This window comes from Marinobacterium sp. LSUCC0821, assembly GCF_012848475.1.
GTDB lineage: Bacteria > Pseudomonadota > Gammaproteobacteria > Pseudomonadales > Balneatricaceae > Marinobacterium_E.
This window is the reverse complement of the sequence record NZ_CP051666.1, coordinates 1,008,256-1,030,765: the sequence shown is the minus strand read 5'-3', so window position 1 is coordinate 1,030,765 and position 22,510 is coordinate 1,008,256. Positions and strand designations below refer to the sequence as shown.

General features: G+C 46.6%; 19 protein-coding genes. 12 read left to right on the top strand and 7 right to left on the bottom strand.

All coding sequences use genetic code 11. From position 1 onward, the window contains the following. Positions 1-26 precede the first annotated feature (26 nt). The 3 genes from lpdA (at position 27) to sucD (ending at position 3,621) form a co-directional block, all read left to right on the top strand. Positions 27-1,463, top strand: a complete 1,437-nt coding sequence (gene lpdA / locus HH196_RS05005) for a dihydrolipoyl dehydrogenase (protein WP_169451064.1) — start codon at positions 27-29, stop codon at positions 1,461-1,463. 107 nt (positions 1,464-1,570) lie between these two features. Beyond that, entirely contained in the window at positions 1,571-2,737 is a 1,167-nt protein-coding gene (sucC, locus tag HH196_RS05000; protein ID WP_169451063.1) for an ADP-forming succinate--CoA ligase subunit beta, read from the top strand. A 2-nt stretch (positions 2,738-2,739) separates the two neighbouring features. Next, positions 2,740-3,621, top strand: a complete 882-nt coding sequence (sucD, locus tag HH196_RS04995) for a succinate--CoA ligase subunit alpha (RefSeq protein WP_169451062.1) — start codon at positions 2,740-2,742, stop codon at positions 3,619-3,621. Positions 3,622-3,809: 188 nt separating this feature from the next. Here sucD and HH196_RS04990 read toward each other — a convergent pair whose 3' ends face one another. The 3 genes from HH196_RS04990 to pgi form a co-directional block, all read right to left on the bottom strand. Further along, the gene (locus HH196_RS04990; protein WP_169451061.1) at positions 3,810-4,547 is read right to left on the bottom strand and encodes an alpha/beta hydrolase; all 738 of its coding nucleotides are present in this window, start codon (positions 4,545-4,547) and stop codon (positions 3,810-3,812) included. Between the two features lie 79 nt (positions 4,548-4,626). After that, entirely contained in the window at positions 4,627-5,370 is a 744-nt protein-coding gene (locus HH196_RS04985; RefSeq protein ID WP_169451060.1) for a phosphatase PAP2 family protein, read from the bottom strand. 118 nt (positions 5,371-5,488) lie between these two features. After that, positions 5,489-7,078 (bottom strand): glucose-6-phosphate isomerase, encoded by a 1,590-nt coding sequence (gene pgi / locus HH196_RS04980; RefSeq protein ID WP_169451059.1) that lies wholly within the window; start codon positions 7,076-7,078, stop codon positions 5,489-5,491. Between the two features lie 486 nt (positions 7,079-7,564). On the opposite strand from pgi, the gene HH196_RS04975 reads away from it, so the two are divergent. From HH196_RS04975 to HH196_RS04960, 4 genes are all read left to right on the top strand, one after another. Beyond that, positions 7,565-8,512: a hypothetical protein gene (locus HH196_RS04975; protein ID WP_169451058.1), complete on the top strand. Its 948-nt coding sequence runs from the start codon at positions 7,565-7,567 to the stop codon at positions 8,510-8,512. 111 nt (positions 8,513-8,623) lie between these two features. After that, positions 8,624-10,120, top strand: a complete 1,497-nt coding sequence (locus HH196_RS04970; RefSeq protein ID WP_169451057.1) for a glycosyltransferase family 39 protein — start codon at positions 8,624-8,626, stop codon at positions 10,118-10,120. An 8-nt stretch (positions 10,121-10,128) separates the two neighbouring features. After that, positions 10,129-11,091 (top strand): glycosyltransferase family 2 protein, encoded by a 963-nt coding sequence (locus HH196_RS04965; protein WP_169451056.1) that lies wholly within the window; start codon positions 10,129-10,131, stop codon positions 11,089-11,091. 54 nt (positions 11,092-11,145) lie between these two features. After that, positions 11,146-11,496, top strand: a complete 351-nt coding sequence (locus tag HH196_RS04960) for a GtrA family protein (protein WP_169451055.1) — start codon at positions 11,146-11,148, stop codon at positions 11,494-11,496. A gap of 482 nt (positions 11,497-11,978) precedes the next feature. Here HH196_RS04960 and pyk read toward each other — a convergent pair whose 3' ends face one another. Together pyk and gap are read right to left on the bottom strand one after the other, a co-directional pair. Continuing rightward, a complete protein-coding gene (pyk, locus tag HH196_RS04955) occupies positions 11,979-13,427 on the bottom strand; it encodes a pyruvate kinase (protein ID WP_169451054.1) in 1,449 nt (482 codons plus the stop codon). Positions 13,428-13,578: 151 nt separating this feature from the next. Continuing rightward, a complete protein-coding gene (gene gap / locus HH196_RS04950; protein ID WP_169451053.1) occupies positions 13,579-14,583 on the bottom strand; it encodes a type I glyceraldehyde-3-phosphate dehydrogenase in 1,005 nt (334 codons plus the stop codon). 459 nt (positions 14,584-15,042) lie between these two features. On the opposite strand from gap, the gene HH196_RS04945 reads away from it, so the two are divergent. Together HH196_RS04945 and HH196_RS04940 are read left to right on the top strand one after the other, a co-directional pair. Beyond that, complete coding sequence (locus HH196_RS04945) at positions 15,043-15,894, top strand: MurR/RpiR family transcriptional regulator (RefSeq protein ID WP_169451052.1); 852 nt, start codon at positions 15,043-15,045, stop codon at positions 15,892-15,894. A 238-nt stretch (positions 15,895-16,132) separates the two neighbouring features. Beyond that, a complete protein-coding gene (locus tag HH196_RS04940) occupies positions 16,133-17,086 on the top strand; it encodes a glucokinase (RefSeq protein WP_169451051.1) in 954 nt (317 codons plus the stop codon). Positions 17,087-17,163: 77 nt separating this feature from the next. Here the strand turns inward: HH196_RS04940 and HH196_RS04935 are convergent, their stop codons facing one another. Further along, positions 17,164-18,027, bottom strand: coding sequence for a helix-turn-helix domain-containing protein (locus HH196_RS04935; RefSeq protein ID WP_169451050.1), 864 nt, complete (start codon positions 18,025-18,027; stop codon positions 17,164-17,166). Positions 18,028-18,170: 143 nt separating this feature from the next. Here HH196_RS04935 and HH196_RS04930 point away from each other — a divergent pair, with 143 nt between their 5' ends. Genes HH196_RS04930 through HH196_RS04920 form a run of 3 tightly spaced genes read left to right on the top strand, consistent with a single transcriptional unit; the run spans position 18,171 to position 20,931 of the window. After that, complete coding sequence (locus HH196_RS04930; RefSeq protein WP_169451049.1) at positions 18,171-19,205, top strand: aromatic ring-hydroxylating dioxygenase subunit alpha; 1,035 nt, start codon at positions 18,171-18,173, stop codon at positions 19,203-19,205. Beyond that, a complete protein-coding gene (locus HH196_RS04925; protein WP_169451048.1) occupies positions 19,205-20,137 on the top strand; it encodes a PDR/VanB family oxidoreductase in 933 nt (310 codons plus the stop codon). Before HH196_RS04930 ends, HH196_RS04925 begins: the two co-directional genes overlap by 1 nt. Positions 20,138-20,154: 17 nt before the next feature. Further along, positions 20,155-20,931 carry a CLCA_X family protein gene (locus tag HH196_RS04920; RefSeq protein WP_169451047.1) on the top strand — a complete coding sequence of 259 codons (777 nt, stop codon included), beginning with the start codon at positions 20,155-20,157 and terminating at the stop codon, positions 20,929-20,931. A gap of 10 nt (positions 20,932-20,941) precedes the next feature. Here HH196_RS04920 and HH196_RS04915 read toward each other — a convergent pair whose 3' ends face one another. Beyond that, the gene (locus tag HH196_RS04915) at positions 20,942-22,393 is read right to left on the bottom strand and encodes a deoxyribodipyrimidine photo-lyase (protein WP_169451046.1); all 1,452 of its coding nucleotides are present in this window, start codon (positions 22,391-22,393) and stop codon (positions 20,942-20,944) included. Between the last annotated feature and the right edge of the window lie 117 nt (positions 22,394-22,510).

Genomic DNA, 22,510 nt, shown 5'->3' with positions numbered 1-22,510 from the left:
AGTTGCTTAAAGACAGGGAATAGAGAATGTCTGATAAATTTGACGTAATCGTAATCGGTGCAGGCCCTGGTGGCTACGTTGCAGCGATTCGTGCAGCACAGCTTGGTTTGAAAACTGCGTGTGTAGAGAAATGGGTAGATGATAAAGGTGGCGCTGTCCTAGGCGGTACCTGTCTAAACGTGGGTTGTATCCCATCGAAGGCGCTACTTGAAACGACTCACAAACTTCACGAAGCACAACACGGTTTCGCATCTCAGGGTATCGTTGCCGATAACGTTCGTATCGACACTAAAGCGATGGTTGCGCGTAAGAACACCATCGTTAAAAACCTAACAGGCGGTATCGCTGGCCTATTTAAAGCAAATGGCGTAACGCTGCTTGCTGGTATGGGTAAGCTACTTGCGGGTAAGCAAGTAGAAGTGACTGCAGCCGATGGTAAAGCGACTGTTTACTCAGCGGACAACGTGATTCTTGCATCAGGTTCAGTACCTGTAGAGATTCCACCAGCGCCACTTACAGATGGACTAATTCTTGATAACGCAGGCGCTCTTGATATAGATGAAGTGCCAGAGCACCTTGGTATTATTGGTGCTGGTGTTATCGGTCTTGAGATGGGCTCTATCTGGGCACGTTGTGGCTCTAAAGTGACTGTACTTGAAGCGATGGATAGTTTCCTATCACTTGCTGATCAGGAGCTATCTAAAGAGGCGTTCAAACTACTGACTAAACAGGGTCTGGATATCAAACTCAATGCACGTTGTACGGGCACTGAAGTTAAAGGTAAGAAGGTTACTGTTAAGTTCACCGACGCTGAAGGCGACAAAGAGATCGTTGTTGATAAGCTCATCGTTGCTGTAGGCCGTAAGCCACAGACCAACGGCCTGCTTGCAGCAGATTCAGGTGTTAAGTTGGATGAGCGCGGTTTCATCTTCGTTGATGAGAACTGCCGTACAGAAGTTCCTGGCGTTTACGCTATCGGTGACTCTGTACGTGGTCCAATGCTTGCACACAAAGCTTCAGAAGAGGGCATTATGGTTGCGGATATCATTGCTGGTCACAAAGCTGCAATGAACTACGACTGTATCCCTAACATCATTTACACCTTCCCTGAGCTTGCTTGGGTCGGCAAGACTGAACAGCAGTTGAAGTCAGAAGGTATCAAGTATAAGAGTGGTAAATTCCCATTCGCAGCATCTGGCCGTGCCATGGCAGCGAATGCAACAGAGGGCTTCGTTAAGATCCTTGCTGATGAAACCACCGACCGTATTCTTGGTGTCCACATTGTAGGTGGTATCGCATCTGAGCTTATCGCTCAGGGCACTATCGCAATGGAGTTTGCATCAAGTGCGGAAGATCTGCAGTTGACCGTATTTGCTCACCCAACTGTGAGTGAAGCGATCCACGAAGCAGCTCTTGCTGTGGATAACCACGCTATCCACATTGCTAATCGCAAAAAGCGTTAATCGCTGTAACTAGGTGCGGCGAGCCACAAGCTCGTTAGCACCTTTTACTGCACGTTGCATGGGGTGACCCCCATGTTCGTATAACCGACTAAGTAACGGATTAAAGAATGAATCTTCACGAGTATCAGGGCAAGCAGCTGTTTGCACAGTACGGTCTGCCAGTGTCTCAGGGCATTGCAGTCGATACGCCGGAAGCAGCCGCTGAAGCAGCCAAAAAAATTGGCGGCGACAAGTGGGTTGTTAAAGCACAGGTACACGCTGGTGGCCGCGGTAAAGCGGGCGGTGTGAAATTGGTAGACTCTCCAGCAGAAGCGCAGGCATTTGCAGCTAACTGGTTGGGTAAAAACCTTGTAACTTACCAGACTGACGCGAACGGTCAGCCAGTTTCTAAGATTCTTGTAGAGACTTGCACAGACATCGCAAACGAACTGTATCTTGGTGCAGTTGTAGACCGCTCTTCACGCCGTATTGTTTTCATGGCGTCAACTGAAGGTGGTGTTGAGATTGAGAAAGTTGCGCACGAAACTCCAGAGAAGATTCTTAAAGCGACTATCGATCCGCTAACTGGTGCTCAGCCATACCAGGGCCGTGAACTTGCGTTCCAGCTTGGTCTTCAGGGTGACCAGATCAAACAGTTCGTAAGCATCTTCATGGGTCTTGCGAAAATGTTCGAAGAGAAAGACCTAGCACTTCTAGAGATCAACCCTCTAGTAATCACTGATGCAGGCAACCTTCACTGTCTAGATGCGAAAATCGTTATCGATGGTAACTCTGTATACCGTCACAAAGACATCCAGGCGATGGAAGATCCATCACAGGAAGACGCTCGTGAAGCACGTGCGGCTGAGTGGGATCTTAACTACGTTGCACTCACTGGTAACATCGGCTGTATGGTTAACGGTGCTGGCCTTGCAATGGGTACTATGGACATCGTTTCTCTTCACGGTGGTTTCCCAGCTAACTTCCTTGACGTTGGTGGCGGCGCGACTAAAGAGCGCGTAACTGAAGCGTTCAAGATCATCCTAGAAGATGACAAAGTTAAAGCAGTTCTTGTAAACATCTTCGGTGGTATCGTTCGTTGTGACCTTATCGCAGAAGGTATCATCGGCGCTGTTAAAGAAGTGGGTGTAAGTGTACCTGTTGTTGTTCGTCTTGAAGGTAACAACGCTGACCTCGGCTCTAAACTGCTATCTGAATCTGGTTTGGATATCATCGCGGCAACCAGTCTGACTGACGCTGCACAGCAAGCAGTTAAAGCAGCAGGAGGCAACTAATCATGTCAGTACTAATTAACAAAGACACCAAAGTAATCTGTCAGGGTTTCACTGGTGGTCAGGGTACTTTCCACTCTGAACAGGCTATCGCGTACGGCACCAAAATGGTTGGTGGTGTTACTCCAGGTAAAGGTGGCTCAACTCACCTAGGCCTTCCTGTATTCAACACAGTTAAAGAAGCAGTAGAACAGACTGGCGCAGAAGCATCAGTAATCTACGTACCAGCTGCGTTCTGTAAAGATTCGATCCTTGAAGCGGCTAACGCTGGCATCAAACTAATCGTATGTATCACAGAGCACATCCCAGTAATGGACATGCTTCAGTGTAAAGTTAAGTGTGATGAGCTAGGCGTGCGTCTAATCGGTCCTAACTGTCCAGGTGTTATCACGCCGGGCGAATGTAAGATTGGTATCATGCCAGGTCACATCCACCTACCAGGTAAAGTTGGTATCGTTTCACGCTCTGGTACTCTTACGTACGAAGCGGTTAAACAGACAACTGACGCTGGCTTCGGTCAGTCTACTTGTGTTGGTATCGGTGGTGACCCAATCCCTGGTTCTAACTTCATCGATATCCTAGAGATGTTCCAGAACGACCCACAGACTGAAGCGATTGTAATGATCGGTGAGATCGGTGGTTCAGCAGAAGAAGAAGCGGCTGCTTACATCAAAGCAAACGTAACTAAACCTGTTGTGTCGTACATCGCTGGTGTAACAGCTCCTCCAGGTAAACGCATGGGCCACGCTGGTGCAATCATCTCTGGCGGTAAAGGTACTGCAGACGAGAAGTTCGCAGCACTAGAAGACGCAGGTGTTAAAACTGTACGTTCACTAGCAGATATCGGCAAAGCCCTATCTGAAGTGACTGGCTGGGCAATGAAGTAATTCGTTACTAGCTATGAAGGAAAGCGACCCTAGGGTCGCTTTTTTGTTTTAAGCCGTTCTTACGTCATCTCTAAAATTTCTACAGAGTGCCTGTAGGAGCGCATTGCCCAAAGGGCAAGCCGCGATCAAATCGCAAAGCGATTTGTATATCTCAGTCTCGCGCCAAGTTCATGATCCTTTTCTGCTATTCATTGCTTGTCCAATATCCACCGAATTGCCCGATCAACATCCTCAGACCGAAACTTCGTATGCTGCCGATCAGTAAAAGGCATAAACAACTTCGGCTCAGTAGCAGCTTTAAACAACAACTCTCCCTGTTCAAAAGGAATGGTGTCATCATCAGTCGAATGCATCACGACCAAGGGTTCGGTGATCGCTGTGACTTTATCAATTGAGTCGAAGCGATGGTTGAGAAGTAGATTAACCGGCAGCCAAGGGTAGTCGTTCGCAGCCATCTGCGCGATAGATGTATAAGGTGCGGCGAGAATAACGCCTTTAAAGTTCAGTTCTGTCGCCAACTGCACAGCGACACCAGTACCCAAAGACTCCCCGTAGACAATAAGATCGCTAGCCTTAAGTCCTTTGTTACTCTCTAACCAATCAAATACTGCTCGTGCATCACTATAGAAGCTCTGCTCACTGGGCTGGCCTTCGCTCATACCAAAACCACCCCAGCTAAAGATCAGAAGACCGCGATCATCTTCAGAGAGAATATTGATCAAACGTCCACGAGTACTCAGGTTGCCCGCATTGCCATGTAGATAGACCAGAGTCTCTTTACCTGAAGAGGCAGGTTTGTACCAGGTTTGAAGGGTATTGCCCTCTGTGGTGCTAATCCAATATTCGCTAGCACCGGGAAATACTTCGGTTACCGGCTTTACTTCGTGTGTAGGTTTAAAGATCAATGAGTCCTGAGCGAAGTACATATACCCGCATGCTGAAAAATAGATAAAAGTTACTACTACTGTTATTCGCTTAAAAACAGTCATAATTTTCATAGCTCGATCACCCCTTAGTAAGAACTTTAACCGCACGAAACGCGCCAATAAGTGCTAATGCTACCGCTGCATAGTGAACATAGACCGTTGGCCAAAACTCGCTATAGGGTAGGTGATAAGTTATAGCGTTAATCAGAATGATTAGAACGACAGCGCCACTAATCCAGGTTGATAGTCGTTTATTAAATTGCACGGTCATTAACTTCTGATATCCGTAGTATCCAATAACCCAGCCAAGTATTGCACCAATCAAGACATCAAAAGGCCAGTGCACACCCATCATGATTCTCGATAGACCTATTAGACCAGCGCAAATCAAAACGACTCGCTTAACCCAAGTAAGCGGATACTGGGCCGCCAGAATACCAGCACCGATAAATGCAGTTGCGGTATGGCCGGATGGGAAAGAGGGGGATTTAACCGTGGAACCGATTAGGTGAAAACTATTCAAATCTAAAGCTACTGGCGGGCGGTCTACACCAAATAGATGTTTCAGCCCCTGAATAACCAAAGTACCGATGATCGCTACGATTAGCAGGCGAACCCCCGAGTCTTGTTTGTATGCATAAAGTGCAAGAATAATGGCCAGTGCCACAGAGGTATCGCCAAGGTTGGTAATGAGCACCCATAGACTCTCAGGGAGATAGGCTCCAATGGCGTTTACGGTGCTAAATAGAGACTGGTTAAGTAGAAAAATAGCAACGGCGGTTGCGATGAAGATAGTTGGCTTTGGGCGAAGTAGAGAGTTCATCTGTAATGAAATTCATGGATTATTGATGAACAGTGACCTTACCTGAAAGATGTGAATCAAACCAGTTGATGACGGGGTCAGAGTAGTCTAATAAGACTACTCTGACCCCGATGTTGGATTATGATTTCATGTGTTTGCGAACAAGCGCCATCAGACCTTGTGTAGACTGGTCATAATCCTTAGTCGACTCACCAATGTTATGACTAATCTCATTCGCTAGGCGCTTACCAAGCTGTACACCCCACTGGTCAAAAGAGTTGATGTTCCAGATTGCCCCTTGTACAAAGACTTTGTGTTCGTAGAGGGCAATAAGTGCACCTAGGCTGCGTGGGCTAATTTTATCCATCAAAATCACGTTACTCGGGCGGTTACCTGGACAGGTTTGGTACTCAAGCAAGCCATCCGAATCATCACCATTCATAAATGCGTTTGCTTGAGCAAGCATGTTAGTGAGTAGTGCGAAGTGGTGCTCTTCCGTCTGCTCATCAGCTTCAAGGGATGCGATAAAGTCGATTGGGACGTAGCGTGTACCCTGATGCAGAAGCTGGAAGAAGGCGTGTTGGCCATTAGAGCCAGTCTGCCCCCAAACGATAGGCCCCGTTGCGTAATCAACTGGGTCTCCATTGATATCAACTGACTTGCCGTTTGACTCCATATCCAACTGCTGTAGGAAAGCAGGTAGCTGATGCAGCGCTTGGTCGTAAGGGATAATCGCCTGAGTCTCTGCACCTAGGAAGTTGATATGCCAAATGCCAATCAATGCCATAAGCACAGGCATGTTCTTATCCATCGGGGCTTCTACAAAGTGGCGGTCCATCTCGTAGGCGCCTTCCAGCATCTCTATAAAAGCGTCATATCCGATTGATAGTGCGATGGGTAATCCGATAGATGACCAAAGCGAGTAGCGACCACCAACCCATGCCCAGAATTCAAAGATGTTCTCTTGGGCAATACCAAACTCCATCGCAGCGGCTTGGTTTGTTGAAACCGCTACAAAGTGTTGGCTGATGTCCTCATGACCACCGGTCTGTTCACGGAACCAGCGGCGTGCGGTTTTAGCGTTCAGTAGAGTCTCTTGGGTAGAGAAGGTCTTAGTAGAGACAACAAATAGTGTCGATTTAGCATCCAGGCCTTTTAAAGCTTTCTTTATATGTTGGCCATCTACGTTTGAGATGAAGTGGAACTTCAAGTCAGGGTGTTTATTTTGAAGTAGGGCGCGTACCACCATATTAGGGCCAAGGTCAGAACCACCTATACCTATGTTTACGACGTCAGTAATACGGTTGCCTTTAAAGCCTTTCCACTCACCGCTGCGTACTTTCTCACTAAACTCTTTCAGCTTAGTTAGGCTCGCACGAATCTCTGGCATTACATCCTTGCCATCAACGATGACAGGTTCTTCGCCGCGGTTACGCAAGGCGGTATGTAGGACAGGTCGTTTCTCTGTAACGTTTACAATGTCGCCGCTAAACATCTGAGCGCGGCGCTGGCGAAGAGAGGAGTGCTCAACAAGATCGATCAGTGCTTTTAATACATCGTCGTTAATCTTGTTTTTAGAGTAGTCGAGGAAAAGCTCACCTAAGCGAATGCTCATCTTATCGAAGCGCTTCTTATCGGCTGAGAAATAGTCAGCAATACGATCGTTAGTAGTCTCGTTTGCTAATTGTTGTAACTTTTTCCATGTTACTGAAGAGCTAAGTAGGTTCATATCGTCCTCGAACGTCTCTTTTTACGTAATTTAACTTACATATATCGATTAATAGATCGATTTTTAATAATTTCTGTAAGTTTACTACATCGGTGTTGGATTTGGGAGTGGTTTTATGTCGGGGTCAGAGTCATTCGCATGAATGACTCTGACCCCAGGTAAATTCTGCTAATTCTTTGAAAATAGATTATATTCCAAAATAATAGGTTCTATATAACAAAAAAATATCAAAATTAACTAAAGCTGAACAATTAATATAAGTGTATGTTTTTAAATGATTTTTATAGTTTATGCGTTTTCTTAACAGAAAATTAACAAGAAAAAGTTGGAATTGTGGGAACTTTTTGTAAAACCTAAGTTGACCTCAGTAATATCGGGCGCTAAAGTGCATTCTGTCCAAAGCCAAACGGGTTTGGTGTATCCGTACATTGACGAAGATTTGGCCGGATATTTGAGGCTTAAATTAAAAATTCTGGAGATTTCCAAATGAAAAAGATTCTTGCAATCGCGATCGCTACTGCGATCTCTGCACCAGCAATGGCTGACCTAACTATCGGCGGTTCTGCTCGTTACCAGGTAACTGATACTGACGGCGCTACTGCTACTGCTGGTCGTGTACAGCTAGCTGTTTCTGGCCGTTCAGAAGGCGCTAACGGTGCGTTCGCATCTTACGGTGCTACTGTAAACCTAAATATGGGTTCAACAAACGCCCAGGCTGCTACTACAGCTGGTGGTTCTACTCTTATCGAAAGCACTTTTACTTCTACCGAAGCAATTGCATTCGATGACGTTACGCTAACTATTGGTAATGCAGATGCAAACGTACAGCTTGGTGAATTCGAAACTTTCAAAGCATTCTCTTCAGGTGCTGATACTTTCGAAGCAGCTAACACTTCTAACGGCCTAGCAACTTCAACTGCTGCTGCTGCTGCATTGGCTGGTGGTTACGAGAACTCTGCGATTTTCGGTCGTAACTCTGGTAACGTTCAGGTTAACCTTACTTCTATTGATAACCTAGGTGTTTCTGTTGCTTCGCGCATCACTGATGCTGACACTTCAGTTGTTCTAGGTCTTTCTACTGCAGTTTCAGGTGTATCTGTTAAAGCTGCTATTGAAGATGATTCAGCTGCTGGTACTACTGGTGTATCTGCTACTGCTGGCATGGACCTAAACGGTGTTGCTCTTAACGTTTCTTACGGTAAGAAAGGTACTGCTAAGTCTTCTAACATCAATGCTTCTTACATGGGCTTTGGTGTTGCTATGCAGAAGAACGAAAACGGTGCTAACGAAGAAGATCGTATCTTCGGTTCTTACACTCTAGAAGATGTTGCTGGTATCGCTGGCGCTGACGTAATCGTTGGTGCTGGTTCTGCTGAGTACAACACTACAGCTTCTAAAGATATCTTCGGCGTTCGTCTATCTTACGCATTCTAATTTAGCGCTGAGCTAGACTCAGCAGCTTGTTAGATAGTAGAGGGGCTTTTAGCCCCTCTTTTTTTATGTCCAAACATTGTTACGACGTCGGGGTCAGAGTAGTCTTACAACTTGTTGCAAGTCTACTCTGACCCCTTTGTTATGAACTTCATCGAACGCTATTCACTTTGGCTTCTAATTACACTCCAAATCCTTGTTTGGGGCCTAATAGCACCTGCCTTCCACACCGCGCTCCCGCTCGATGTCGCTGAACTAATGACTCTCAGTGGTGAAGGTGTCATCGCAAACTACAAACATCCAAACCTACCTGGCTTGTTGCTCGATCTATTCATAGGTATCACTGGTAAGGTTGAGGCTGTCTATCTACTCTCTCAGCTCTCAATAGTTGTTGCCTATATTGCTATCTATCTCTTAAGCAGAGAGTTTATCGGCAAGCAGAAAGCACTAGTCGCTACGCTGCTTACGAGCTCTATCTTCTACTACCACTGGCCAACGCCGGAATTTAACCACAATGTGTTGCAGATGCCGTTATGGGCTATGGCGACTCTAGTTGTTTGGCGGGCGGTATCTACTCAGAAGCTTTTCTATTGGTTTGCGTTGGGCGTAATTGCGGGTGCGATGGTTTGGTCGAAGTACTCTGCAGGAATCCTGCTTTTATGGGTATTCATCTGGTTGCTAGTGACTCCAGCTGGGCGTAGCTCATTTAAAGGTATAGGCCCTTGGTTAACGGGTATTCTCTTTTTGGTCATTGCCTGGCCACAGGTGTCGTACTTAATCGATTCCGATTTTCTTCCTATTCACTACGCACAAGATCGTGCGAGTAGTGGTGGTATTGCGGACAGTGTCTCGTTCATAGCTGCACAGCTGGCTGACCATCTATTTTTTGTAATTTTACTTATAGTTGGTGGCTTAGTGGGGCGCAGTGCATTAGTGGCTAAGGCGGCTCGTCTTGCTGATAAAACCACCTTCCTATGGTTGGTTGTTGTTGCCCCTGTTGTGATGGTTGCTCTACTGCCAGTTATTGCGGGCATGGGGCTTAAGCCTATGTGGGGCACGCCTATGTTTAATTTCTGTGGCTTGGTGGTGCTCTACTTCTTGGGTGGTCGGATTACGGATGCTCGAGCACGACGAATCATTTTGGGTGCTCTGCTGTTACTACCTTTAGTTGGTGTGCTTTATGCTGTTCAGCATATCTACCGCGCGGATATGAGTGATAAGCCTATGCGTACTCTGTGGCCCCAAGCAGAAATCGCTCGTGAGCTTAGATCTGCTTATCAATCTGAGACAGGATCGCAAATTAAAATCGTTGCAGCTACTGATTGGTTGGGTGGTTTGATTACCTCTAGTGGTGGCAAGAAGTTACGCGTGCGTATTGATGCCGATTTAGTTAAATCGCCATGGGTTTCTGATAATGATATTTCGGAAGATGGTGTGCTGGTTGCTTGGCTGGCAGGGCAGGCATTATCTGCTTCTATGAGTGATTTTATTGAGTCTAAAGGATTCAAACTTTCAGATGCAAAGCGCCGCGCATTCATTTGGCACCCATCAAAAGCTGACAAACCGATTCAAATTGAATACATTGCTATACCACCATCCATAAATAAGTGACCTTGCCTGTGAGCGCTACTCCATCTTCTCCTCTTCTCTCGATTGTTGTTCCTGTCTTTAATGAGTCGGAGAGTCTTACTCCTTTTTTTGAGCGTATTACACCGATTCTGAAATCGACTGGCTTAGATTACGAGATTGTCTGTGTGAATGATGGAAGTCGTGATACCACCTACACGCAGCTTTGTGAGTTGAGGACTGATTACCCAAACATCAAGGTAGTAGATCTATCGCGTAACTTTGGTAAAGAGCCGGCCTTAACGGCTGGGTTAGAGTTATGCAGCGGTGATGTTGTGATTCCGATGGATGTCGATCTGCAAGATCCTCCAGAGTTGATCCCAGATATGATCGCCAAGTGGCAAGAAGGTTTCGATGTTGTATTGGCGATTCGCTCGGATCGCTCGACAGATAGTTTTATGAAACGCTTTACAGCGAATGGTTTTTATAAGCTTTTTAGTCGCGTCAGTGAAGTAGATCTGCCAGATAATGCGGGTGATTTCCGTTTGATGGATAGGCGAGTAGTTGAAGCGCTTAAGCAGCTTCCTGAGCGAACGCGATTCATGAAGGGTTTATTTGCTTGGTTAGGCTTTAAAACGACACAGCTCTATTTTAAGCGTGAAGAGCGTTTCGCTGGCGAGGGTAAGTGGGGTAGTTGGAAACTTTGGAACTTTGCTCTGGATGGTATCTTCTCGTTTAGCACTACGCCATTGCGTATTTGGACCTATCTTGGTTTTGGATTGTCGGTCTTCTCTGCGTTATATCTTCTCTACGTTGTGGTGGATACGCTCCTGTATGGTAATAGTGTGGCAGGTTACCCCTCGCTAGTCGCTATTATGCTCTTCTTCAATGGCGCCATTCTTATGGGGCTGGGTGTTGTTGGAGAGTATATAGGACGAATCTTTATTGAAACCAAGCGTCGTCCGATTTATCTGATTCGTGAAAAAGTGGGTTTTGACGAAGAGGCTGAAAAGTAGGCTGTGTCCACTAAGCTGCTTTCTCTTTTAGTTCAGCTCTCGAAGTTCGCATCAGTGGGTTTGATAGCTACAGGTGTGCATGCGCTTGTCTATGGCATTTTGGGTTGGTATATGGAGCCAATGTTAGCCAATTTGATAGCCTTTCTTATTGCTTTCTTTTTCTCTTACTCCGGCCATTTTTTCTGGACATTTCGCATACAAACGCAAGGCGAAAAAATACACAAGGCCTTTAACTATCAATTTAGGTTTTTGGTAGTGGCTTTATCGGGATTGCTTCTAAACTCATTTGCTGTTTGGGTCGTCACTGGAGTGTTGCAGGTTGATTACCTATTTGCAGTTGTGCCGATGATTTTTGTTGTGCCGTTGCTGACCTTCGTTTTGGCAAGGCTTTGGGTGTTTAGATAGGGTTGGTTCAGTACACCGTGGTCTCTCCTTTGGACTGACCCCGCTGTTAAGTTACGCCCAGGATTCTGGAAGATGTTGCGAGAGTTGGGTCAGACCATAGGTCAGACCGGGCGCTTTGTGGTTGGATAGGGTGTTGGGGTCTGTCCTATGGACTGACCCCACTGTCGAATTACGCTAAGGTCTCTGGAAGATGCTGATAGGGTTTGGTCAGACCATAGGTCAGACCCGGCGCTTTGTGGTTGGATAGGGCGCCGGGGTCTGTCCTCTGGACTGACCCCGCTGTCGAATTACGCTGAGTCTCTGGAAGATGCTGCTAGAGTTGGGTCAGACCATAGGTCAGACCCGGAGCTGCGTAGTTGGTTTGGGTGTTGGGGTCTGTCCTCTGGACTGACCCCACTGTCGAGTTACGCTCAGATCTCTGGAAGATGCTTATAGGGTTGGGTCAGACCGGAGGTCAGACCCACAGAGGTTGACAGTAGAATTTACTGAATCGCGGTGCCGACGCGGACGATCTTCATGGTGTTGGTGCCGCCCTGTGCGTTGACGTAGTCACCTTTAGTGATGAGTACGATATCGCCTTCTGACACAACGCCACGACGCAGTAGCTCGTCTACAGCGCGCTGGTTGACCTCCTGGTTAGGGATGTCAGCACTGTCGAATGGGACGGTTTTAACACCGCGGTAGAGTGCAACGCGTGTCTGGGTTTTTGGGTGTTGTGAAAACGCATATATCGGCAGGCCTGAACGGATGCGCGACATCAGTAGCGGGGTAGCACCGGTCTCTGTCATGGAGATGATCGCTTTAACACCTTTCAGGTGGTTTGCAGTGTACATTGCAGCCAGTGCGATGGACTCATCAACGTTGGTGAACTCTTCATCCATGCGGTGTTTAGAGACCTGAGAAGAGCGGTTCTTCTCTGCACCGATGATAACGCGTGCCATTGCCTCTACCGTTTCGATAGGGTAGTCACCTGCCGCTGTCTCTGCTGAAAGCATGACAGCGTCGGTACCATCCAGTACGGCGTTCGCAACGTCGAATACCTCTGCACGTGTTGGCATTGGGCTGCTGATCATCGACTCCATCATCTGGGTGGCTGTGATAACTGTTTTATTGAGTGTGCGAGCACGTGCGATGATCAGTTTTTGGATGCCGATGAGTTCTGCATCACCAATCTCTACACCCAGGTCGCCACGTGCCACCATGACGCTGTCAGATGCGCGAATGATCTCGTCGATGTTCTCAACACAGCTAACAGTCTCTGCGCGTTCAATTTTAGCGACCAGTCCTGCATTGCCGCCTGCCGCTTTCATCAGGGTGCGAGCTTGGCGCATATCATCGCCCGACCTTGGGAAGGATACGGCTAGGTAATCCACGTCAATTTCAGCTGCTGTTTTAATGTCTGCACGGTCTTTATCTGTCAGTGCACCCGCAGAGAGACCGCCGCCTTGACGGTTGATCCCTTTGTTGTTTGAAAGAGGGCCACCAATCACCACTTCACACTCTAGGCGCTGTGGTTTTTTCTCTGTAACGCGAAGTTGCACGCGGCCATCATCAAGTAGCAGAAGATCACCCACATCGCAGTCATCGACGAGGGCTTCATAATCGATGCCAACCGCCTCTTGTGTACCTGCGGTCTTATCCATTGAGGCATCAAGGGCGAACTTATCTCCGACGGCAAGCTGGATTTTTGTATTGGTGAATCGTGCAATACGAATTTTTGGGCCTTGCAAATCACCCAAGATAGCGACGAATCGACCCGCTTTTGCAGCTGCTTCACGTACCATCGCAGCGCGATTTTTGTGGTCTTCAGGGCTGCCGTGCGAGAAGTTGAGGCGCACCACATTGACGCCTGCTTGGATTAGGCGCTCTAGCACCTCTGGACTGTCAGTTGCTGGGCCAAGGGTCGCTACAATCTTCGTTCTGCGTTCCATTATCAATCCTTAAATGGGCTGACACAGTTAGTGCATCAGCAAAAATGTTTTGATTAATCATTAAGTCCGACTAATCAAAACACTCTTGTGTTAAGAGTATGTTATATCACGAATAAGCCAGGCATAGAGGCCTGGCTTATTCAGTTTTGATTTACGCTGCGACAACTTTTGCAAAACGTAACATATTACAGGTGTAGCCGTATTCGTTATCGTACCAAGAGACGACTTTGACAAAGGTTTCATCCAATTGGATGCCGGCAGCGCAGTCAAAGATGGATGACTTGTTACAGCCACGGAAATCGGTGGCAACCACCGCTTCATCTGTGTAACCCAAGGTCTCGCTAATAGCACCGCTCTGAGAGGCTGCTTTCATTGCTGCACAGATCTCTTCATAGCTCGCTGGCTTTTCTAGTTCAACCGTTAGGTCAACCACGGATACGTCCGATGTAGGTACTCGGAAGGCCATGCCGGTTAGTTTTCCGTTAAGTTCTGGAAGGACAACGCCCACCGCTTTTGCAGCGCCGGTTGAAGAGGGGATGATGTTTTCAAGAATACCGCGGCCACCGCGCCAATCTTTAGATGATGGGCCGTCGACAGTCTTTTGTGTTGCTGTAGCTGCGTGTACGGTGGTCATTAGACCGCGTTTCACGCCCCAGTTGTCATTCAGTACTTTAGCAACAGGTGCTAAACAGTTTGTTGTGCACGATGCAGCAGAGACAATCGCTTGTCCTGCGTAAGTTTCGTGGTTCACACCGTATACAAACATCGGTGTGCCATCTTTAGATGGTGCTGACATAACTACCTTTTTGGCGCCAGCATCGATGTGTTTTTGACAACCCTCTTCCGTGAGGAAGAAACCGGTACATTCAAGCACAAGATCCGCATTAATTGCGTCCCAAGCTAGGTTGGCTGGGTCCCGCTCTGCGGTTAAACGAATCGTTTTGCCGTTGACGACGAGGTTGCCATTCTCAGCTTTGATATCCCCTTTGAAGTTACCGTGCACAGAGTCGTATTTCAACATGTAGGCTAGGTATTCAGCATCTAGAAGATCGTTAATTCCCACAACTTCAATATCGCTGTTGAACTCCTGAGCAATGGCACGAAATGCCATGCGGCCGATACGACCAAAACCATTAATGCCTACGCGGATTGTCATGTTGAACCTCTCTTATGTAATTTTTTATGTAATTTCTTACGTAACTCTTTAAGTAACTTTTTAGGCAAGTTAGCTCTAGGTAAGTTAGTTAATTTATAAATGTTGTAAAATTACGTACATTTTTACCCTTTTTTAACTTTAGTACAATAGCTGCTGCCAAACTCTTTATACCATCTATCTCTATGTATATTTCAATATTTAATGGGTTGTAAGGGTTATTTGCTCTCATTTTGGTTCACTAGGCAGATACTCATTTTTATGTAATTGATACAAAAATGAAGTAATTTCTTTTCAGTTTTGTTAATCTCTCTCGGTAATTTAGTAACTTCTTTGTTGAATCTTCTTACCAATTGAGTTGGGTATCAGGATTGATTCAAGAGTCAGTGGCGCAGATTTAATAATTTATGCGAACTGAGTACCAGATTAGTATTGAGTTTTAAGTGTTAGGAGATGAACGCGATGGCGACCAATATTGTTCAAGAGATCAGTAACGAACTTGACTCATTGAATCGGTCTGAACGTAAGGTGGCAGAGGTGATTCTTGCTGATCCGCAGGCTGCTACGCGCTCCTCTATTGCTGTTTTGGCGCGCGCTGCACAGGTGAGTGAGCCTACAGTTAACCGTTTCTGTAAGCGCTTTAATACAGCGGGTTTTCCCGATTTTAAACTCCATCTTGCACAAGCTTTGGCGAGTGGTGTGCCTTACGTCAACCGTAACGTAGAGCCAGACGATGATGCTGAGAGTTACACTAACAAAATCATCGACGCGACTATCGCAGCCCTTGTACAAGCTAAGAAGAATATCGATCCACAGACAATCAACTTGGCTGTGGATCAGCTGATTCAAGCTAAGCAGATCATGTTCTATGGTCTAGGTGCTTCTGGGCCTGTGGCGACTGATGCACAGCACAAGTTCTTCCGTTTTAATATTCCTGTAACGGCGTACGATGATATCCTGATGCAGCGTATGTCTGCTGCAGCGTCTAGTACAGGTGATGTTATCGTTGTGATCTCTTACACGGGACGTACTAAAGACCTTGTTGATGTGGCTGAAATCGGCCGTCAGTCTGGAGCTACCGTTATAGGTATTACTGCGCCTAATTCACCGTTGGCAGACCACTGTTCGATTGTTGTGGATGTGGACGCACCAGAGGATACCGATGTCTACATGCCGATGACTTCACGAATTATGCATTTGACTGTGATTGATATCCTGGCGACTGGTGTAACACTTCGCCGTGGTCCGGATTTCTTGAAACACCTTAAGGCGATTAAAGACAGCTTGAAGGATACTCGCTATCCAGCGAAATGAGGTCGCTCTTTCGGTGGAATTTTTAGTTAGCAGAACTAGCGCTCCCTTCGGGGCTTCCAGATAAATTAACCCTCTGCGTTGTGTTTTCTAGACATAGCTCCACTAGGCCTTCGTAAACACGCCTTGACGCTTAACTTATCAGAAAGCCTGATAACTATAAATTCCAACTTCAGAGCTCCAGTGTTTGGAAAGAGTTATAAAATTTTGTAATAAACTTACTTATGAGTTATTAACGAATATGTACGATCAAAACGTATCTCTAATTGCTGATGTCGGTGGTACCAATGCGCGCTTTGCTTTGGTTGAGGTTGGAAGTTTAAATCCCACGCAGGTTGTGAATCTTGCTGTTGAAGATTTTCCTAATATTGATGATGCTATCGAAGCCTATCTAAAACAGATTGGCAGTGATGTTCCGGAACGTGTCTGTATTGCAATTGCCTGTCCTACCCATCTGGACATGATTAGCATGACCAATAGTGGCTGGAAGTTCTCTAAATCAGAACTACAAGCTAAGTTTGGCTTTAAGACGCTTAGCGTCATCAATGATTATGCTGCCATGGCCTATGCAGCCTCAGTGCTTAAGTCTGAGCAGCTGATTCAAGTGGGTGAGGGTGCCCCACTCGAGGGTTTCCCTATCGCTGTTTTAGGTGCGGGTACTGGCCTGGGTGTTTCTGGGTTGGTGCGTTCAAACGGTGTTGCTATTCCACTGGTGACCGAGGGTGGTCATGTAGATTTTGCCCCGATCAACGAACAAGAGATTGAGATCCTTCGCTGGTTGATGAAGCGCTACTCGCATGTCTCCGCTGAGCGTTTGGTTTCAGGCATGGGTATTCAAAATATCTACCAGGCGCTAGGTGATATCCGTGATGAACCGGTAGAGCGTTTGAAGCCCGCTGAAATTTCACATCTAGCATTTGAGAAACGCGATCAGCTTGCTCTTGAAACCCTAGATCAGTTCTGTGCGATATACGGTAGTGTGGCTGGAAGTCTCGCACTCTCTTATGGTGCGCAGGGTGGTGTCTACATCACCGGTGGTATTGCTCCACGTATGATCGATTTCTTCAAACAGAGCTCGTTCCGTGTTCGTTTTGAAGCGAAAGGGCGCTTTGATGGCTATATGGCTTCTATCCCGACTTATGTGATGATGGCGGATGAGCCAGGGCTGATTGGGGCTGCGGCGGCGCTGGTCTGAAAGGCCTGCTCTACTGTACGAGGCTCCCCGTAGGGGTGCCGAACTAGGTCACCGACCCTTCGGGTAGGTTCCTACAGTCATTGCCCAAACCTATGTCTCTTGCGAAACGCCATCGGTGTTTCACCTAACTCTCGTTTCACGAAACGGGTAAAGTACCCCGGTTCGCTGAAACCTAACTCATCTGAGATCAGCGCAATAGAACGCTGGGTAAAGGCTAATCTTCGTTTAATCTCAATGGCTAATCGCTGATTAATCATCTGCAGCGAGCTTTTGCCAAAGTGCTGCTTACAAAGTCTATTTAAGGTGCTAGTTGATACACCGCATTTTGCTGCGTAATCATCTATATCGAGTCGTTGGTCCAGTTTGTTTTCGATTAGCTGTGAGAAGCGTTTTAAAGTCTCCGGTAACTTGTCACTGAGTGTGAGTGCGTTATCTACCCGCTTAATCATGGCAAACAGCGTATCGATTAGGTGAAGTGATACACCTTGTTGATCAGTGGGTTGTTGTTGCTCCTCTATCAGAAGATTAGCGATGGTGAGTATCTGTTTAGCGGTATCCGCTTTCTCGCCCAATAGTAAAATGGAGGCACTGTTCGATAGCCGTTCTCTGCTACTCTCTATTAGAGGAAGGGCAATGCTTAAAATGACTCCACGTATACCGTTATGGAAATGGAAACCGTGTCTGCTCTCTGGTGGCAGTGTGACTACGACTGGCTCATTGATGGATATCTGGTCATCCCCCAACTGAATTTCAGCTTCACCGCGTTCGATGATTAATATTTGAAAAAGATCGCGATGTTGGTGCGGTTTAATGACACCTTTATAGGGCTTACTACTCTTTTGCACAGTTTCTATGTGCACAAACCCCGCTTCAGCGTCACCTTGGCTATCACCATAGAGTGCATAGTTGGGCGTTTGTTGTGATTTATTAGAGCTCTGCATGACGAAAAAAGTAAATCTATTTTAAGTAATTCAACTTAATTTGTATTATTTGATCGAAAAGTGCAATTTTATAGCGATTTTTTGCGTTGGGAAGTATGCAGTAAATTGCGATACTGGCTTCATAAAATTAAAAGGAGTTCGTCATGCATATCCGTAACGCTTGGTACGTGGCTGCCATGTCTAATGAGGTGGCTGATAAGCCGCTGGGTCGCACTATCTGTAACCACAACTTAGTGCTATACCGTGGCAAGGGTGACAAGATTGCGGCTATTGAGGACTTCTGTCCGCACCGTGGTGCAGCCATGTCCTTAGGTTACGTTGAAGATGGTGAGCTGGTATGTGGCTATCACGGACTGCGCATGGGGCCGGATGGTAATACCCTCTCTATGCCTAAGCAGCGTACCGATCGCTTCCCTTGTACTAAGTCGTTTCCTGTAGAAGAGAAGTACGGCTTTATCTGGGTATGGCCTGGCGATAAAGCGGTTGCGGCCGAGACACCAGTACCGACTTTCCACTGGGCAGAGTCGGACGATTGGGCCTACGGTGGCGGCCACTATCACATCAAGTGTGACTACCGTCTAATGATCGATAACCTTATGGACTTAACGCACGAGACCTATGTTCACTCGACTAGTATCGGTCAGAAAGAGATCGATGAGACACCTGTAAAGACTCGTATGGAGGGTGATCAGGTTATTACCGAGCGTTACATGAGTGATATTAAAGCGCCTCCCTTCTGGCAGATGGCGATGGGCTTTCAAGGTCTTGATAAGGATGCTGACGTTGATCGTTGGCAGATCTGCCGCTTTAACACACCTAGCCATATCATGATTGATGTGGGTGTCGCACTTGCCGGTAATGGTGGTTTTGAAGCGCCGGCAGAGAAACGCGCAGGCAGTGTTGTAGTTGATTTCATAACACCAGAGACTGATGAGAACATGCACTATTTCTGGGGCATGGCACGTAACTTCCAGGCGCAAGATGCAGAGCTTACCGACAAGATCCGTGAAGGGCAGGGTGGTATTTTCGCAGAAGATTTAGAGGTTCTTGAGGCGCAGCAGCGTAACCTGTCGCGTTACCCAGATCGTGACCTTCTGAAGCTTGATATCGATGCGGGTGGTGTGCAGGCGCGTCGTTTAATTGATAGGGCAATCAAAGCTGAACAGGAGAGTGCTTGATGCTCAAGTTACGTGTAGCGAGTAAAACTCAACTAACCGATCAGATTGTTGGTTTAAAACTAGAGTCGGCTGATGGTGCAGCGCTTCCAGGTTTTGGCGGAGGTGCGCATCTTAACCTTCACCTTGGTAAAGGTCTGAGCAGACAGTACTCGCTGTGTAACCCATCAGAGAGTCCTGCAGCATATGAGTTGGCAGTGCTTATTGAAAGTGAGTCGCGTGGTGGCTCTAAAGCAGTTGCTGCTTTAGCTGTGGATGACGTTATTGAATCAGATGAGCCGCAAAACCATTTCGGCTTGAAGACAGCCTCAAATCACCGCCTCTTTGCCGCAGGTATTGGTATCACTCCGATGTTGGCTATGGCACGTGAACTTGAAGGACGTGGTAGCAAATTTGATCTTCTCTACCGGGCAAAGTCTTCAGATAAAGCGGCTTTTTATTCTGATTTAATAAATAGTGATTTTGTTCAGTTTAGTTTCTCATCAGAGGGGACTCTTGATTTAGCAGATAAGGTTGCAGCTCCTGGCGCTGATGAGCAGCTCTATGTCTGTGGCCCGCAGCGCTTTATTGATGCAGTGTTGGAAGTGGCCAAAGAGGCAGGGTGGCGTTCAGATCAACTTAACCGAGAATACTTCAATGCAGCGGTCCCAGAGTTAGAGGATGGTGATAAGCCTTTTACCGTGAAGCTAAAATCTTCGGGTGAAGAGTATCAGATTCCAGTAGACCAGACCATTTCTCAAGTGCTCGAAGATGCTGGCGTCTTCGTACCACTCTCTTGTGAGTCGGGTGTCTGCGGTACCTGTTTGGTGGATGTGATCTCAGGCGAGCCTGACCATAGAGATCTCTACATGAGTGATGAGGAGCATGCGGCTAACCGTCAGATCACTGTCTGCTGCTCTCGTAGTAAAACACCTCTGTTGGAAATTGATCTCTAATCTGGAGCCATTTTTCATTGGCACTTAATCGCGTATGGCGCAATGGCCCTGCCAGAAACCTAGGTCATTCACCTGGTTTTAACGAGGTGCGAAATTTCTTCGATTTCCGCTCCGTTAAGATTGGGGCCTGGGTAAAGGATGCCGAACAGAAGCAGCGTGCAGAGGAGTTCTTCATCGCGCTGCTCGATCTTCAAGAGATATTAGCCCTGCCCAATTTTGCCATCTCCCTGCGTGGCACCCTATCTCTTCACTACGGTACCGGTGGTCAACCGGGTGTCTGTGCACACTATCAGCCATCTGCAAGAGTATTGGCGCTTGCTAAGCATGCAGGCATTGGAAGTCTTGCTCATGAGTGGGCCCACGCACTGGATCACTACCTTTCAAGTACCTGCTTTGAAGAGGATACAGGAGCTAGGTTTGCCACCACCGCTTGGTTAGCTGATTTCACCTTCAAACCACACCCGCTTAATAATGCTTTATTAAAGCTTTTTAAAACGATTTTTCTATCAGATGACCATCAAAGTGCTAGTGACTATGTAAAACGCGCTGTAGTGCTTGATAAGCGTGCAGGTGGACTCTATTGGAGCTTGCCAGAAGAGCTATTCGCTCGTGCGTTCGAGTCGTGGATTTCTAGAGCTGTGATTAAAAATAGTCTGCTGATTAATCCTAAAGATTTGATGCGAGACACCGAAGGTAGGTATCTGCTTGAGAGTGAGGCTCAAAAAGTTGATGCAGCTTTTCGAAAGTACTTTGATCTACTTGGCTATGCACTTCGCACATCGGGGTCAGAGTAGTCTTATTAGACTACTCTGACCCCACTACATGCCGCTTTAATACCTCTGAATTAAACTGCTTCACCTCAGCGCGTTTATGCCATCCCCAGAACAGATCTCTCGCTTCTGCTGCTGCCTTCTCCAGTTCTACAATTGGGTCAGGGTACTTATAATCCTGATCTAACATCATTCGCTCAAGCATACCCATCTTCCAGGGCTCAAACCTTAGCTCGACGGGTAAGCTCGCTAATTCAGGGACCCACTTAGTTATGAACGCTGCGTCTGGATCATGCTTTTGTGCCTGTAGGGTAGGGTTGTATATACGAATTGTATTTATACCCGTAACACCTGCTTGCATCTGAAATTGTGGGTAGTGAATGCCTGGTTCAAAATCGAGAAATTGTTGGGCAAGATGATGAACGCCTAAACGCCAATCAATTCTTAGATAGTGACAGAGAAAACTTACTAGCATGGCGCGCATGCGAAAGTTGATGTACCCGGTCTCATTGAGTGCTCGCATGGTTGCATCAATGAGCGGAACTCCAGTATTGCCTGCTTCCCAAGCACGAAGATCCTGTACAACTTTACTATCATTTCGCCATGGGAAGTTTATGTAACCGGGGTTAACTGGCTCACGTTCCATGCTGATTTCAGATTCAAACTTCTGAATAAAGTGGCAGTGCCAATGGAGTCGCGATCGAAATGCTGTGAGTGCCTTTTTCCAACTACCTTTGTGAGGGTGTGATTTTGCTGTTTGATACACCTCAGTAAGGCTGAGGTTGCCCCAAGCAAGGTATGGCGATAGGCGGCTACAGTGCTTCCGAGAACCCGAGGGTTTAGAGATCATTTTAGAGTAGAGCTCACTTCGAGTATCAATAAAGGTCTTAAGAGCGTGCTGAGCAGCAGTGACTCCGCCATATTGAACCTGTTTTTCTGGAGTGTTCCACTCGTCAGGTGCGACGAAGGCAGGAATATTTAAATTGATGGTTTTTAAATCATTTAGATTGTAGGTTTCTATCTCTGATAGTATCTGTTGATCCCAGTTTTTGAGCCAGTTCTTCCGTGTTCTAGCGGCTCTAATGACACCGGCAGTTGGAAACTCCTTCCACTTAATTTTGTTGTTCTTACACCAAGAGGCTATTCGCAAATCTCGATCAAAAGTGATTTGAAGCCCTGTCTCTTCGTAGCTAAGAATTGTATGAATTTGATGTTGATTCTGAATAGTTTGTAGTGCCTTGAGAGGCTCTTCATAAATAATGTGAATTTGAGAACTATAGGGAGCTAAACGTTGATTAAGGTCCAGCAAGCTTTGCCAAACAAACTTCCAGTGTCGATCACTGTAGTGCGGGTCAGAAAATAGTTCAGGTTCAAACGTATATAAAAGAAGAGTAGGTAACCCAGCATCAATCGCAGCTTTAAGTGGTTTGTGATCAGTCAGCCGCAGATCGCGTTTAAACCAGACGATATTGATTTGAGTTTGCATGACTACCTCGTATTTTGGTGAGGTATAAGAATGGATATGCCAATCGGATCACATCAAATTTGGATGTCGGGGTCAGAGTAGTCTAATAAGACTACTCTGACCCCGATGTTGGTTTTT